The 14,932-nt window shown below is 60.2% G+C and carries 12 protein-coding genes; 9 read left to right on the plus strand and 3 right to left on the minus strand.

What is annotated here, in order from left to right; translation table 11 throughout:
• Nucleotides 1-133: 133 nt before the first annotated feature.
• Complete coding sequence (locus ABQX22_RS17645; RefSeq protein WP_349801155.1) at nucleotides 134-1,627, minus strand: CoA-acylating methylmalonate-semialdehyde dehydrogenase; 1,494 nt, start codon at nucleotides 1,625-1,627, stop codon at nucleotides 134-136.
• 66 nt (nucleotides 1,628-1,693) lie between these two features.
• Nucleotides 1,694-3,040 (minus strand): aspartate aminotransferase family protein, encoded by a 1,347-nt coding sequence (locus tag ABQX22_RS17650; protein WP_349801156.1) that lies wholly within the window; start codon nucleotides 3,038-3,040, stop codon nucleotides 1,694-1,696.
• A gap of 140 nt (nucleotides 3,041-3,180) precedes the next feature.
• Here ABQX22_RS17650 and ABQX22_RS17655 point away from each other — a divergent pair, with 140 nt between their 5' ends.
• The 8 genes from ABQX22_RS17655 (at nucleotide 3,181) to ABQX22_RS17690 (ending at nucleotide 12,201) form a co-directional block, all read left to right on the plus strand.
• Entirely contained in the window at nucleotides 3,181-4,101 is a 921-nt protein-coding gene (locus ABQX22_RS17655; RefSeq protein ID WP_349801157.1) for a LysR family transcriptional regulator, read from the plus strand.
• A gap of 166 nt (nucleotides 4,102-4,267) precedes the next feature.
• A complete protein-coding gene (locus ABQX22_RS17660; protein WP_349801158.1) occupies nucleotides 4,268-4,930 on the plus strand; it encodes a TetR/AcrR family transcriptional regulator in 663 nt (220 codons plus the stop codon).
• A 36-nt stretch (nucleotides 4,931-4,966) separates the two neighbouring features.
• Nucleotides 4,967-5,560 (plus strand): IMPACT family protein, encoded by a 594-nt coding sequence (locus ABQX22_RS17665; RefSeq protein ID WP_349801159.1) that lies wholly within the window; start codon nucleotides 4,967-4,969, stop codon nucleotides 5,558-5,560.
• 560 nt (nucleotides 5,561-6,120) lie between these two features.
• Nucleotides 6,121-7,689, plus strand: a complete 1,569-nt coding sequence (locus ABQX22_RS17670) for an ABC transporter ATP-binding protein (RefSeq protein ID WP_349801160.1) — start codon at nucleotides 6,121-6,123, stop codon at nucleotides 7,687-7,689.
• 11 nt (nucleotides 7,690-7,700) lie between these two features.
• Nucleotides 7,701-8,801: an ABC transporter permease gene (locus tag ABQX22_RS17675; protein ID WP_349801161.1), complete on the plus strand. Its 1,101-nt coding sequence runs from the start codon at nucleotides 7,701-7,703 to the stop codon at nucleotides 8,799-8,801.
• Nucleotides 8,801-9,727 carry an ABC transporter permease gene (locus tag ABQX22_RS17680; protein ID WP_349801162.1) on the plus strand — a complete coding sequence of 309 codons (927 nt, stop codon included), beginning with the start codon at nucleotides 8,801-8,803 and terminating at the stop codon, nucleotides 9,725-9,727. Before ABQX22_RS17675 ends, ABQX22_RS17680 begins: the two co-directional genes overlap by 1 nt.
• Nucleotides 9,728-9,944: 217 nt before the next feature.
• Nucleotides 9,945-10,631 carry an SDR family oxidoreductase gene (locus ABQX22_RS17685; RefSeq protein ID WP_349801163.1) on the plus strand — a complete coding sequence of 229 codons (687 nt, stop codon included), beginning with the start codon at nucleotides 9,945-9,947 and terminating at the stop codon, nucleotides 10,629-10,631.
• 214 nt (nucleotides 10,632-10,845) lie between these two features.
• The gene (locus ABQX22_RS17690) at nucleotides 10,846-12,201 is read left to right on the plus strand and encodes an 8-oxoguanine deaminase (RefSeq protein WP_349801164.1); all 1,356 of its coding nucleotides are present in this window, start codon (nucleotides 10,846-10,848) and stop codon (nucleotides 12,199-12,201) included.
• Nucleotides 12,202-12,297: 96 nt separating this feature from the next.
• On the opposite strand, the gene ABQX22_RS17695 is transcribed toward ABQX22_RS17690, so the two are convergent.
• A complete protein-coding gene (locus ABQX22_RS17695) occupies nucleotides 12,298-13,389 on the minus strand; it encodes a calcium:proton antiporter (RefSeq protein ID WP_349801165.1) in 1,092 nt (363 codons plus the stop codon).
• A gap of 303 nt (nucleotides 13,390-13,692) precedes the next feature.
• On the opposite strand from ABQX22_RS17695, the gene ABQX22_RS17700 reads away from it, so the two are divergent.
• On the plus strand, nucleotides 13,693-14,790 hold the full coding sequence (locus ABQX22_RS17700; protein ID WP_349801166.1) for a BMP family ABC transporter substrate-binding protein: 1,098 nt from the start codon (nucleotides 13,693-13,695) through the stop codon (nucleotides 14,788-14,790).
• The last annotated feature ends 142 nt before the right edge of the window (nucleotides 14,791-14,932 follow it).

Consider the following 14,932-nt stretch of genomic DNA (forward strand, 5'->3'; position numbering starts at 1 on the left):
AACAAGAAGTTTTCCGTTTCGTCTGCGCCGGAAGTGGGGCGAATTATAGACAGATACTGAGGGCCGTCAACCCTTTAATTCACAAAGTTGTCATATTCTTCGGAACTCTTCCAGAACACCCCGCAATTGCATGTTATAAGCTGGGAAACGCAAACTGCGAAGCCTCATGGCTGGCACGTTGAGGCCAGCGCTGCGTGATTGCTTTACGCCGAGTATAGAACCGCACCCCATCCGGGCCATACGCGTGCAGGTCGCCAAACAGCGAGCGCTTCCACCCACCAAAGCTGTGATAAGCCACGGGAACTGGCAATGGGACATTGACGCCGACCATCCCGACTTCAATTTCGTCGCAGAACAGACGCGCCGCTTCGCCGTCACGCGTGAAGATGCAGGTGCCGTTGCCATACTCGTGATCGTTGATCAACTGCATCGCCTGCTCCAGGCTGTTGACGCGAACGATGCACAGCACCGGGCCAAAAATCTCTTCTTTATAGATGCGCATCTCAGAGGTGACGTGATCGAACAGGCAACCGCCCAGGAAGAAACCGTCTTCGTTGCCAGAAACGCTAAGCCCTCTACCATCAACGACCAGCGTTGCACCCGCGCCCACGCCGTCTTCTATATAGCCACTGACCTTGTCGCGATGCTGCCCGGTGACCAGCGGCCCCATATCGAGCCCGCACGTTGTGCCCGCCCCGATCTTCAGCGCCTTGATCTGCGGGATCATCTTCGCCACCAGTGCATCGGCGACCTGATCACCCACGCACACTGCCACCGAGATCGCCATGCAGCGCTCTCCGCAAGACCCGTATGCCGCGCCCATCAGCGCACTGACCGCATTGTCCAGATCAGCGTCGGGCATCAGCACGGCATGATTTTTCGCCCCGCCCAATGCCTGCACACGCTTGCCGCGTGAGGTGGCTTCTTTATAGATGTATTCAGCGATCGGGGTAGAGCCGACGAAACTCAGCGCTTTGACCTCCGGCGCTTCAATCAATGCATCCACCGCAGCCTTATCACCATGCACCACGTTCAGCACGCCCTTGGGCAAGCCCGCTTCGAGCAGCAACTGAGCAATCAGCAGCGTCGAGCTAGGGTCACGTTCAGAAGGCTTGAGGATGAAGCAGTTCCCACAGGCTATGGCCAGCGGGTACATCCACAGCGGCACCATCGCCGGGAAGTTGAACGGCGTGATACCAGCCACTACGCCCAACGGCTGGAAATCCGACCACGCATCGATGTTGGGCCCTACGTTACGGCTGTATTCGCCCTTCAGAATTTCCGGCGCGGCACTGGCGTACTCGACGTTCTCAATCCCACGCTTCAATTCGCCTGCGGCGTCTTCCAGGGTTTTACCGTGCTCTTCGCTGATCAGTTGGGCGATGCGCGATTCGTTCTGCTCCAGCAGTTGCTTGAAGCGGAACATCACCTGCGCACGCTTGGCGGGAGGCGTGTTGCGCCACGCCGGGAAGGCGGCCTTGGCTGAGTCGATGGCTTGCTGGATGGTTTCTCGGCTGGCGAGCGGGACCTGGCGAATAACCTGTCCGGTAGACGGATTGAACACATCGGCGGTACGACCGTTGTCACTTACCAATTCACCATGGATCAAATGCGGGATGCTGCTCATGAATCAACTCCAAAAGGGTGCCGGCAGACGCGACCAACGCCGCGTCTGTTGTGTGAAAGAAGGGGATCAGTCGACCTGACTTAGCGCTTCGCCCACCGCGTCGAACATGCGGTCCAGATCTTGTGGCTTGCTGTTGAAAGTAGGCCCGAACTGCAAGGTGTCGCCGCCAAAGCGCACGTAGAAACCGGCTTTCCAGAGTTTCATCCCCGCTTCGAAGGGACGGACAATGGCATCGCCGTCCCGCGGAGCGATCTGGATGGCGCCCGCCAAACCGTAGTTTCGGATATCGACGATGTGCTTGGTGCCTTTGAGCCCATGCAATGAGCGTTCAAAATGCGGCGAGGTTTCCGCCACTTGCTGCACCAGATTCTCACGCTGCAGCAAGTCCAGCGCGGCAAGGCCGGCAGCACAGGCCACTGGGTGCGCCGAATAGGTATATCCGTGGGGAAACTCAACGGCGTATTCAGGCGTCGCCTGGTTCATGAACGTGTTGTAGATCTCGCTGCTGGCAATCACTGCACCCATGGGTATCGCGCCATTGGTGACTTGCTTGGCGATGCACATGAGATCCGGCGTCACGCCGAAACTGTCCGCGCCAAACATCGAGCCGGTACGGCCAAATCCAGTGATGACTTCGTCGAAGATCAGCAAGATATTGTGCTGATCGCAAATCTCGCGCAGACGCTTCAGGTAACCCTGGGGCGGAACGATCACCCCGGCAGAGCCCGCCATGGGCTCGACGATCACCGCCGCGATGTTGGACGCATCGTGCAGCTCAATCAGCTTGAGCATCTCATCCGCCAAGGCGATACCGCCCTGTTCCGGCATGCCACGTGAGTAGGCATTGCTGGCCAGCAGCGTGTGGGGCAAATGATCCACATCCATCAGCTGACCAAACATTTTACGGTTGCCATTGACGCCACCCAGGCTGGTGCCCGCAACGTTCACGCCGTGATAACCCCGTGCACGGCCGATCATTTTGGTCTTGGTGGCCTGACCCTTCAGGCGCCAGTAGGCGCGTACCATCTTGACGGCGGTATCGGCGCACTCGGAACCCGAGTCAGTGAAAAAGACATGGTTCAGGTTGCCCGGTGTGAGATCGGTGATTTTCTCAGCCAGCTGAAACGACAGCGGATGACCGAATTGAAACCCCGGCGAGTAGTCCAGCGTCCCCAACTGACGCGAGACGGCTTCCTGAATTTCCTTGCGGGTGTGGCCGGCGCCGCAGGTCCACAGCCCAGACAAGCCGTCGTAGATTTGCCGTCCCTTGTCGTCTGTCAGATAGCTGCCCGATGCCGCAACGATCAGTCGTGGGTCGCGATGGAAATTGCGGTTCGCGGTGTAGGGCATCCAGTGAGCATCAAGCTTCAACTGGCTGGCCAGCGACATGTCAGACGATTCGAGCATATTCATCGGAGTGAACCTCACTAGGGACGTGGGCCGCCTGACTTCGAAAACAATAACAACAGGGGCCGGGTTGCAGCTAACTTGCCACGGGCATAAAGTCTGGAAAATCCGACTTTTACGATCTTCAGTTGCGTGACTACTAAACTATGAGCACTCGCCGTTCTGATCCGTTGGCACAAGTCAGTGATTTCGATATCCGCCTGCTGCGGATCTTTCGAAGCGTAGTTGAAGCCGGAGGCTTCTCGGCGGCTGAAAGTGCGCTCGGAATCGGACGCTCCGCCATCAGTCAGCAAATGAGCGACCTGGAACAGCGGCTGGGCCTGCGCCTGTGTCAGCGCGGCCGTGCGGGGTTTTCCCTGACGGAAGAAGGCCGTGAGGTTTACCAGTCAGCGTTGCAATTGCTCAGTGCATTAGAGAGCTTTCGTACAGAGGTCAACGGCCTGCACCAGCACCTGCGGGGCGAACTGAACATCGGTCTCACCGACAATCTGGTCACCCTCCCCCACATGCGCATTACCCATGCGCTCTCGCAATTGAAAGAACGGGGGCCGGACGTGCACATCAATATCCGCATGATCGCGCCCAATGAAGTGGAGCAAGGCGTGCTGGACGGGCGACTGCACGTCGGCGTGGTACCACAGGCCAGCGCCTTGTCAGGTCTGACGTATCAGCCGCTCTACAGCGAGCGGTCGTTGCTGTATTGCGCGGTCGGGCATGCGCTTTTTTACGTGGATGACGCACGGCTGGACGACCAGCGCCTGGCCGAACAGGAGGCCATTGCGCCGACCTTTCGCTTGCCGGCTGAAATTCAGGCCCATTACCAGGCGCTGAACTGCACCGCCAGCGCCTCGGATCGTGAAGGGATGGCCTTCCTCATCCTGACCGGACGCTACATCGGCTATTTGCCCGATCACTACGCTGCCACCTGGGTTCAGCAGGGCCGACTGCGCGTGCTCAGACCCAAGGACCGGTTTCACGACTTGAGCCTGGTGACAGTCACCCGCAAAGGCCGTCGTCCTCACCTGGTGCTGGAGAGTTTTCTGGAGACGCTGGCTGCGACGCGCTAAGGCCGATCACCCACCGCTGCATACCAGCCACAATATCAATAAGCCCTCCCGGTAAAAGCCCATCACAGAAACCGTCAAACGTTGATTTCCCTCGCCAACGCTTGTCGGATCGTCGCGGGTGCGTTATCTGTTCACACCGTCGTATCCCATGATCCTGGAATCGCACATGACCCTCGAAGTCCCTGCACATAATCCCGGCGCCACGAAGCCTGCGAGCCGCATTCGTCAGAAAAATGAAGAAGCGATCATGAAAGCGGCGGAAGACGAATTCGCACGTCACGGCTTCAAAGGCACCAGCATGAACACCATCGCGCAGAACGCCGGGCTGCCGAAGGCGAACCTGCATTATTACTTCACCAACAAGCTGGGTCTGTATATCGCGGTGCTCAGCAATATCCTCGAGTTGTGGGACAGCACCTTCAATCACCTGAAGGTCGAGGACGATCCTGCCACCGCGCTGACTCAATACATCCGCGCCAAGATGGAGTTTTCCCGTCGGCAACCGCAAGCGTCGCGTATTTTCGCGATGGAGATCATCAGCGGCGGGGAATGCCTGAATCAGTATTTCAGTCAGGATTACCGCACCTGGTTTGAGGGCCGAGCCAGCGTGTTCCAGGCCTGGATCGACGCCGGAAAGATGGACCCGGTAGATCCGGTGCACCTGATCTTTCTGCTATGGGGCAGCACCCAGCATTACGCCGACTTCGCGACTCAGATTTGCCAGGTCACCGGCCGCACACGCTTGACCAAGCAAGACATTCAAGCGGCAGGCGACAATCTTATCCGTATCATCCTCAAAGGGTGCGGCCTCACACCTCCTGCGATGTGAGTGCGCCAAACCTGTGCCGCCAGCCGGAATTTCCTGATGCCTTTTACCCTCGTCGGCCCCTGTGAATGGCGTGAAGACATTCGCAAGAGCCGCTTTGTCACTCTCGCCGCGCCGATTGCCACGGCGGCGGAGGCCCAAGCCTTCATCGAGCAAAACAGCGACCTCAGTGCTACCCACAATTGCTGGGCCTGGAAACTGGGCGATCAATACCGCAGCACCGACGACGGCGAGCCGGGTGGCACAGCCGGTCGACCGATCCTGGCCGCCATTGAGGCTCAGGATTTCGACCAAGTGGTGGTGCTGGTCATCCGCTGGTACGGCGGCATTCAACTGGGGACCGGTGGGTTGGCGCGTGCCTACGGCGGCGGTGCCAACAAATGCCTGCAACAGGCCGATCGCTTGCCGCTGATCAATCGGGTCACGCTGCATCTGGACTGCAGCTTCAGCGAATTGGCGCTGGTGAAGATCAGACTGGCCGACATCAACGGCCTGATTCAGGAAGAGTCCTTCACGGCCAATGGCGTAGAACTGTCCATAGCCGTCGGCCCTGACCACATCGACACGCTGCAAAGACAACTGGCGGACATCAGTCGCGGCAGGATCGTCTTGCATCACTCTCCCAGTGACTGAACACCAGACTTGCCCACATCTACTGTGCATCCGCCTGTGGACAAGCTGAGCACATACCGCTGCGGCCCTTGATTCACGTGCGCTGGCGGCACCTGATCACTTTTCGAGCACATCGCACGCAGGTCGCTTAAATCTTCGAAAAAACAGTCGGTTAACCCGCCTTATCGCCGCATCGTCCTAACGGTTCTGTGGTTATGCCCATTCAATTGGCTTGCGCACATTAACTGTGGACCAACCTGTGGATAAGCCGTGCAAGCCTCCCCGGGGGGCTTGGGATATCTCGTGCGGCTCGTGCTGGCTATTTTTTGTACAGCTGATGGTTGATCACACCCAAACTCTGCCCCGAACTGGTGCTTCCCCAAAACGTATTCCCTCTGTAGGAGCGAATTCATGCGCGAAGGGGGCACCAACAGCCGCCGAGGGATAGTTGGATAAAACGACGCTTCGCGCATGAACGCGCGCCTACAGACCGGTTGCAAGGGTTAAAGCGACATAAACCTGACCGACTGGCCAGGAAATTGCTAACTGATCACGCGATCTTCTTTCACTGCGAGACAGTCATGTCCAATCCGACCCGCACCGCGCGCCTGTATCTGCGCCAGATCACCAAGCGCTACCCCGGTTGTCTGGCCAACGATGCCATCAACCTGAGCATTGAACCCGGCGAAATTCATGCGCTGCTGGGCGAGAACGGTGCAGGCAAAAGCACGCTGATGAAGATCATCTACGGGGTCGTCCAGCCCGATGCGGGTCAGATTGTCTGGCAGGGCGAGCCGCTGACCATGCGCAACCCGGCCCAGGCGCGCGCGTTGGGCATCGGCATGGTGTTCCAGCATTTTTCGCTCTTCGAAACCCTGACTGTCGCCCAGAATATCGCCCTGGCGCTGGGCGCATCGGCGGGCACGCCCAGGCAGCTGGAGCCGAAAATCCGGGAAGTTTCCCAACGCTACGGCATGGCCGTGGAACCGCAGCGTCTGGTGCACAGCCTGTCCATTGGCGAACGGCAGAAAGTCGAGATCATCCGTTGCCTGATGCAAGACATCCGCCTGCTGATCCTCGACGAACCGACCTCGGTTTTGACACCCCAGGAAGCAGACGATCTGTTCGTCACCTTGAGGCGGCTCGCGGCGGAAGGCTGCAGCATTCTGTTCATCAGCCACAAACTGGGCGAGGTGCGCGCGCTGTGTCACACCGCCACGGTGTTGCGGGCGGGCAAAGTCTCCGGGCATTGCGTCCCCGCGCAGTGCAGCGACCTGGAAATAGCACAGCTGATGGTGGGCGACGCCGAAGGCCTGGTGGCGCATTACCCGAAAGCCGAGGGCGGCACCCCGTTTCTGCAAGTGGAGGGCGTGGCCTGGCGCAACCCCGATCCCTTTGGCAGCTCACTGAACAACATCAATCTAAACGTACGCAGCGGCGAGATCGTCGGCATCGCCGGTGTTGCGGGCAATGGCCAGGATGAACTGCTGGCCTTGCTGAGCGGCGAGCAACCGCTTAGTAAAGCCGACGCAGCGCGCATTCGTTTCGGTGATCTGAATGTCGGCCACCTGCGCCCGGATGCGCGGCGCACACATGGCCTGGCGTTCGTCCCCGCTGAACGGCTCGGTCATGGCGCCGTGCCTGACATGAGCCTGGCTGATAACGCCCTGCTGACCGCCTTTCAGCAAGGGCTGGTCAGCAAAGGCCTGATCCAGCGCAGCAAAGTGCAGGCGCTGGCCGAGACCATCATCCAGCGCTTCGCAGTAAAGACGCCCGACGCCCAGACTGCGGCGCGCAGCCTGTCGGGCGGCAATCTGCAGAAATTCATTCTGGGCCGCGAAATTTTGCAGGCGCCGAAACTGTTGGTCGCGGCGCACCCCACTTGGGGCGTGGATGTGGGCGCGGCGGCGGCGATCCATCGGGCCCTCATCGCCTTGCGCGATGCGGGCGCAGCGATTCTGGTGATTTCCGAGGACCTCGACGAACTGTTCCAGATCAGTGACCGCCTGGGCGCGCTGTGCAGCGGCGAGCTTTCGCCGTTGGCACCCACGGCTTGCGTCACGCCGGCGCAAGTTGGCGGCTGGATGGCCGGCCAATTTACGGGCGCCGGTGCCCACCCCTTTCAACCTGACGCGTCGCTGCACCACTGACGGAGATTCCGATGCTGCTTTCCCTGGAACCGCGCGGGCAACAATCGCGCCCCATGTTGTGGTTTTCCCCTGTGCTGGCCGCCGGGCTGACGCTGATCTGCGGCTCGCTGCTGTTTTTGCTGCTGGGCCTGGACCCGATATTGACGCTGCACACGCTGTTGATCGCCCCGGTCAGCGACCTGTACGGCGTGTCCGAGTTGCTGGTCAAAACCCTGCCGATTCTGCTGTGTGCGCTGGGGCTTGCCGTGGTGTATCAGGCGCGTATCTGGAACATCGGCGCCGAAGGGCAACTGCTGATGGGCGCACTGGCGGGCAGTGCCGTCGCCGTGAATATCATCGACATGGACAGTCGCTGGGCACTCGTCCTGATTCTGCTGGCAGGCGTTTTCGCGGGCGCGGCCTGGGCGGGAGTTACGGCGTGGCTGCGCACCCACTTCAATGCCAACGAAATCCTCACCAGCATCATGCTCAATTACATCGCGTTGAACCTGCTGCTGTATTTCGTACACGGCCCGCTGAAGGATCCTGCCGGCATGAACTTCCCCGAGTCGGCCATGTTCGGCGATGCAAGCCGTTTGCCGTTGTTGATGGAGGACGGCCGCGCCCATGCCGGCGTGTATTTCGCGCTGCTGGCGTTGGTCGCCGTCTGGGTCTTGCTGCAACGCAGTTTCATCGGTTTTCAGATCAAGGTGCTCGGTCTCGACAAACGCGCGGCGGGCTTCGTCGGGTTTCGCGAGAAGCGGCTGGTCTGGCTGGCGTTGCTGATCAGTGGCGCACTGGCGGGACTGGCCGGCGTATGCGAAGTGACCGGGCCTCTTGGTCAATTGGTGCCACAGGTGTCGCCCGGTTACGGCTATGCGGCGATCACCGTCGCGTTCCTCGGTCGCCTCAACCCCATCGGCATCTTGTTCTCCAGCCTGTTGATGGCACTGCTGTATCTGGGGGGTGAAAGCGCACAAATGACACTCAACCTCCCCCAGGCCATCACGCAGTTGTTTCAGGGAATGATGCTGTTCTTCCTGCTGGCCTGCGATGTGCTGATCCTTTATCGCCCACGCCTCAATGCGCGCTGGGCCCGTCGCCAACCGACCCCAATCGCAGGAGCCGCGTGATGGACATTGATCTGCTGAGCAATATTTTCTTCGCCACGGTGCGCTGCGGGACGCCGTTGCTGTTGGTCGCGCTGGGTGAGTTGGTGTGCGAGAAGAGCGGTGTGCTCAACCTCGGTCAGGAAGGGATGATGCTGTTCGGCGCAGTGATCGGCTTCATCGTTGCGCTGAGCACCGGCAATTTGTGGCTGGGGGTTGTGCTAGCGATGCTGGCAGGGATGCTGTTGTCGTCACTGTTTGCCCTGGTGGCGCTGGTGTTCAACGCCAATCAGGTGGCCACCGGTCTGGCGCTGACCATCTTCGGTGTCGGGTTATCGAGCTTCATCGGCGCGGCCTGGGTCGGCAAGCCGCTGCAAGGCTTCGAGCCGCTGACGATTCCTTACCTGAGCGATATCCCGTTGATCGGGCGGATGCTGTTTGCCCAGGACATTCTCGTGTACCTGTCCTTCGCCTTGTTCGCCCTGGTGGCGTGGACACTTCTGAAAACGCGTGCCGGTTTGATCATTCAGGCCGTAGGCGAAAACCCTGATGCAGCCAGCGCCATGGGGTTGCCGGTGCTGCGCGTGCGAACGCTGTCGGTGCTGTTCGGCGGCGCGATGGCAGGGCTGGCGGGGGCGTACCTGTCGCTGGCCTACACACCGATGTGGGCCGAGAACATGAGTGCCGGGCGTGGCTGGATTGCGTTGGCATTGGTGGTGTTCGCCAGTTGGCGGGTCGGGCGGTTGCTGCTGGGGGCGTACCTGTTTGGCTTCGCGAGCATTTTGTATCTGGTGGCGCAGGGCATCGGTTTGGCGATCCCGTCCAACCTGCTGGCGATGCTGCCGTATGTCGCGACGATTGTGGTGCTGGTGATGCTGTCACGTAACGCCCTGCGCACCCGCTTGTTCGCCCCGGTGTCATTGGGGCAGCCTTGGCAGTCGGGGCATTGATTGCAGCGCTATTGCCGTGAGGTGGGAGGGGGCTTGCTCGCGAAGGGGCGTCGGATTCGGTACATTGCGTCGCCTGTATTGACGCCATCGCGAGCAAGCTCCCTCCCCCAGCTTCTTCATGGCGACGACCGTTTCGCGGGCAGACTAAATTTCTGCTGGCGCCAGCGGTCCACAGTCCAGAAGCTGCATTTCGTTTTCTGCACAGGAGTCACCCTTCATGCCTGCCAACAAAACTGCCCTGATCATTGGCGCGTCCCGAGGCCTGGGACTTGGGTTGGTGCAACGCCTGACCGAACAGGGCTGGAATGTCATTGCCACTGTCCGCGATCAACACAAAGCCGACGACCTGAAGAAGATCCCCGGCGTGCGCATCGAGACGCTGGACATCGACGAGCAATCGTCGCTCGAAGTCCTGAACCTGAATCTGAAAGACCAGGCGTTCGACCTGCTGTTCGTCAACGCAGGGGTCATGGGCCCTGCCCACCAGAGTGCGGCCAAATCCACCGCAGCGGAGCTGGGCCAACTGTTTCTGACCAATGCCGTGGCGCCGATCCGCCTGGCCGAGCGTTTCGTCGGGCAGATCCGCCCGGACACCGGCACCATCGCGTTCATGAGTTCGGTGCTGGGCAGCGTCGCCTGTCCTGATGGCCCGCAGATGGCACTGTATAAAGCCAGCAAAGCGGCCCTCAATTCTATGACCCATACCTTCTTCACGCAGCTGGGTGACAGCAACATCACCGTGCTGTCGATGCACCCCGGCTGGGTCAAAACAGCCATGGGCGGCGAAGGCGCGGACATTGACGTGCAGACCAGTACCAGCGGTCTGGTGGAACAATTGGGTGCCTACGCCGGAAAAGGCGGGCACCACTTCATCAACTACCGTGGCGAGACAATTGCCTGGTAACACACAGCGATCCTGTAGGAGCGCACTTGCCCGGGACGACGGTATATCCGTCACCGACGACGTATCGGATACGACGCCATCGCGAATAAATTCGCTCCTACAGTTAATTTGAGCACCCTCGCCCGACTTCACCCGAAGCCGAGCGACCCTGGATCAGCAGACAGGGCAACACTGAGCTGGCGAACCTGAACCCACTTTTCAGAGGAGCCGGCCAATGCCTGCGATCCGTATCTGGTTGAAAACCCCGCTTGCCGTCTTTACCGCCAACGACCTAAACGCCCGAGGCGGAATCGTCATCGAGGGCGGCGTTATCACCGAGCTGCTTGCGGCCGGCGAGCAACCCTCACAACGCTGCGATCAGGTATTCGACGCCCGCGAGCATGTCCTGCTGCCGGGGCTGATCAACACGCACCATCACTTTTATCAAACCCTGACCAGGGCCTGGGCACCGGTGGTGAACCAGCCCTTGTTCCCGTGGCTCAAGACGCTTTACCCGGTATGGGCTCGTCTGACACCGGAAAAGCTCGCGCTCGCCAGCAAGGTCGCGCTGACCGAATTGCTGATGTCGGGCTGCACCACCGCGGCCGATCATCACTATCTGTTCCCCCAAGGCCTGGAAAACGCCATCGACGTGCAAGTGCAAAGCGTGCGCGAGCTTGGCATGCGCGCCATGCTGACCCGGGGTTCGATGAGTCTGGGCGAGGACGATGGGGGTCTGCCGCCACAGCAAACGGTGCAACAGGGTGAGGTGATTCTGGAAGACAGCCAGCGCCTGATTCGCACGTACCACGAGCGCGGTGACGGCGCGCAGATCCAGATTGCGCTGGCACCCTGCTCGCCGTTTTCAGTGACGCCTCAGATCATGAAAGAGAGCGCCGCGCTGGCTGAGCAACTCGACGTGCGCCTGCATACGCACCTGGCGGAAACCCTGGACGAAGAACAGTTCTGCCTCCAGCGCTTCGGCCTTCGCACGGTGGATTATCTGGACAGCGTCGGTTGGCTTGGACCGCGCACCTGGCTGGCCCACGGCATCCATTTCAACCCGGATGAAATTGTCCGCCTCGGTCAGGCGGGGACCGGCGTCTGTCACTGCCCCAGCTCCAACATGCGCCTGGCCTCCGGGATTTGCCCGACGCTGGACCTGATCGCAGCCGGGGCGCCGGTGGGCCTGGGCGTCGACGGCTCGGCGTCGAACGATGCGTCGAATATGATGCTGGAAGCCAAACAGGCGCTGTATCTGCAACGGCTGCGCTATGGCGCCGAAAAGATCACCCCCGAGCTTGTCCTTGGCTGGGCCACCCAGGGCTCGGCGCAACTGCTGGGCCGTAGCGACATTGGCGAACTGGCGGTGGGCAAACAGGCGGATCTGGCGCTGTTCAAGCTTGATGAACTGCGCTTTTCAGGCAGCCATGACCCGCTGTCGGCGTTGCTGCTGTGCGGTGCGGACCGGGCGGACCGAGTGATGATCCGCGGTCAGTGGCGGGTGATCGATGGGCAGGTCGAGGGGCTGGATGTGCAGGGACTGATTGCCGATCATCGGCAGGCGGCGAGGGAGTTGGTCAACGGATGAATCAAATCTGTAGGAGCCAACTTGTTGGCGAAGCAGTGTCCAGCAGAGTGCCAGTCAGGCTGCCTCGCGAACAAGTTCGCTCCTACAGGGGCTGGGTCACAGCCCCAGACACGACAACATGATGAACGTCGCAAACAGCACGAAGTGGGTCATGCCCTCGATCGCGTTGGTTTCGCCGTCGTTCAGATTGATCGCGCTGACCAGCAAGGTGATGAAGATCATCACCGTCTGCACCGGGGTCATCGCCATTTGAAACGGTTGGCCGGAATACAACGCCATCGCTTCCATCACCGGAACGGTGAGAATCACGGTCGACAGCGAAGCACCCAGGGCGATGTTGACCACCGACTGCATGCGGTTGGCCAGCGCCGCGCGCAACGCTGTCAGGATCTCGGGCGCCGCTGAAATCGCTGCTACCAGAATCGCCGTCATCACCGGCGGCGCGCCGCTTCCTTCGAGGCCCAGATCGACGGTTTTGGACATCACCTCGGCCAGCGCGCCAATCACGACCACGCCGAACACTAGAATGCCGATGGACAGTGCCAGGTTGACTGGCTTGGCTTCCTGCGCCGGCTGGTCCTTGCGGCGTTTTTTGTCCGGGTAGCTGTAGCTGAAGAAGTAGCTGTGCGGCCCGACCTGCATGCGCAGGAACAGCGTATACAACACGACCATCGCACCGATGGTGAACGCTGAATAGATTTTCCAGTCGCCTTCGGGAATGAATTCCGGCACCACCATCGACACGCCCATGGCGGTCAGGATCATCACGCTGTAGGTGCGCGCCGAGTCATCGTTGTAGGACTGTTCCCCATGCTTGATGCCGCCCATCAGCGCGGCAAGCCCGAGGATGCCGTTGATGTCGAGCATCACCGCTGAATAGATCGTGTCACGCACCAGCGTCGGCGATGGCTCGTTGTTCATCATGATCGCCAGGATCACGACTTCAACCAGCACCGCTGACAGCGTGAGGATCATCGTGCCGTAAGGATCACCGACCTTCTCGGCCAGCATCTCGGCGTGGTGCGCAACGCGCATCGAGGCACAGATGATGAACCCGACCAGCACGATGCCGGAAATCAGCGCGACGGTGTGCCCGTGGCTGAGGAATTGATGTTCGAAGGCATACGCGAACACGGTCGCGATGAGGGCCAACAGGAGAAAACCTTCTTGCTTGAGAATCGCGCCCATTGTTGCTTTACCTTTGCCACAAAAGCCGCGGCGTCCATGAGTTGATCGAGGTCCGAGCGCTTGAGAGTGTGGTTTGTGTCCAAAGGTTTCAAGGCAAAAGGCAATGAGTGCCGATCTGCACCAGTTCGCGGCGATATGCCGCAGGGGCGCACCGTCCCGAGCCGAACTGACCGGCATCACCTGCCGCGTCTGCCTGTGCAACCCCTTCTCCGTCGCTAACTTGTCCTATTGGTCAGCTTTTTGCATTGATTGGCAGGCCCGCCCCAACGGCCTGGCCTACAAGACCCAAGGAGTTCGACCCGCATGCCTTCCACCCTTCACTCGCGTCGCCCGCTGAAAAAACTGCTTTGCGCCATGGCCGCTGTCGTGGGACTGAGTTCGAGCCTGATGGCGGTGGCGGCCGACCCGCTCAAAGTCGGTTTTGTTTACATCGGCCCGATTGGCGATCACGGCTGGACCTACCAGCATGAGCAAGGCCGCAAAGCGATGGCCGAGGCGCTGGGCGATAAAGTCACCACCAGCATCGTTGAAAACGTGCCCGAGGGCGCCGACGCCGAGCGGGTCATCCGCAACATGGCCAAAGGCGGTTACGACCTGATCTTCACCACCTCATTCGGTTACATGAACCCGACGCTGAAGGTCGCCAAGCAATTCCCGAAAGTCACGTTCGAACACGCCACCGGCTACAAGCAGGACAAGAACATGGGCACCTACATGGCCCGCACCTACGAAGGCCGATACGTGAGCGGCTTCCTGGCGGCGAAGATGACCAAGACCAAGAAGATTGGCTATGTCGCCTCGTTCCCGATCCCTGAAGTGCTGCGCGACATCAACGCGATCCAGTTGGCGCTGAACAAATACAACCCCGGCACCGAGATCAAAGTGGTGTGGGTCAATTCCTGGTTCGATCCGGGCAAGGAAGCCGACGCCGCCAACGCCCTGATCGACCAAGGCGTGGATGTGATCTTCCAGCACACCGACAGCCCGGCCCCGATCCAGGCAGCGGAGCGGCGTGGCGTCTACGCCGTGGGTTATGCCTCGGACATGGCACATTTCGGTCCCAAAGCCGTACTGACCTCCATCGTCAATAACTGGGGGCCGCATTACATTCAAGCGACCCAGGCCGTGCTGGATGGCAACTGGAAATCCCAGGATTACTGGGGCGGCCTGAAGGAAGGCACCGTGCAATTGCCGATCAGTGATGTGGTGCCCGCCGAGGTGAAAACCGAAGCCGAGCAGATTATCGCGAACATCGAAAGCGGCGCACTGGAACCGTTCACCGGCCCGATCAAGGACCAGAGCGGCGCGGTGAAAATCCCGGCCGGCGCCGTCGCGACCCACGCCGAATTGGCGTCGATGAATTATTACGTTGAAGGGATCAAGGCGGATTTGCCGAAGTAACAACCGCGCATCAGGACTGTAGGAGCGCGCTTGCCCGCGATTGCGGTGAGTCAGACGACATCAATGTTTCTGGATCACCCCGATCGCGGGCAAGCGCGCTCCTACAGTTCGACACCAGCCACCAAATGAACCGTCTGGTCAG

It is taken from the genome of Xanthomonas sp. WHRI 1810A (assembly GCF_040202885.1).
In the GTDB taxonomy this organism is placed as follows: Bacteria; Pseudomonadota; Gammaproteobacteria; order Pseudomonadales; family Pseudomonadaceae; genus Aquipseudomonas.

Coding starts and splice junctions, on each gene's coding strand:
- ABQX22_RS17690 (WP_349801164.1), top strand. CDS start 10,846: ATGCCTGCGATCCGTATCTGGTTGAAAACCCCGCTTGCCGTCTTTACC.
- ABQX22_RS17645 (WP_349801155.1), bottom strand. CDS start 1,627: ATGAGCAGCATCCCGCATTTGATCCATGGTGAATTGGTAAGTGACAAC.
- ABQX22_RS17675 (WP_349801161.1), top strand. CDS start 7,701: ATGCTGCTTTCCCTGGAACCGCGCGGGCAACAATCGCGCCCCATGTTG.
- ABQX22_RS17670 (WP_349801160.1), top strand. CDS start 6,121: ATGTCCAATCCGACCCGCACCGCGCGCCTGTATCTGCGCCAGATCACC.
- ABQX22_RS17680 (WP_349801162.1), top strand. CDS start 8,801: ATGGACATTGATCTGCTGAGCAATATTTTCTTCGCCACGGTGCGCTGC.
- ABQX22_RS17685 (WP_349801163.1), top strand. CDS start 9,945: ATGCCTGCCAACAAAACTGCCCTGATCATTGGCGCGTCCCGAGGCCTG.
- ABQX22_RS17700 (WP_349801166.1), top strand. CDS start 13,693: ATGCCTTCCACCCTTCACTCGCGTCGCCCGCTGAAAAAACTGCTTTGC.
- ABQX22_RS17665 (WP_349801159.1), top strand. CDS start 4,967: ATGCCTTTTACCCTCGTCGGCCCCTGTGAATGGCGTGAAGACATTCGC.
- ABQX22_RS17695 (WP_349801165.1), bottom strand. CDS start 13,389: ATGGGCGCGATTCTCAAGCAAGAAGGTTTTCTCCTGTTGGCCCTCATC.
- ABQX22_RS17660 (WP_349801158.1), top strand. CDS start 4,268: ATGACCCTCGAAGTCCCTGCACATAATCCCGGCGCCACGAAGCCTGCG.
- ABQX22_RS17655 (WP_349801157.1), top strand. CDS start 3,181: ATGAGCACTCGCCGTTCTGATCCGTTGGCACAAGTCAGTGATTTCGAT.
- ABQX22_RS17650 (WP_349801156.1), bottom strand. CDS start 3,040: ATGAATATGCTCGAATCGTCTGACATGTCGCTGGCCAGCCAGTTGAAG.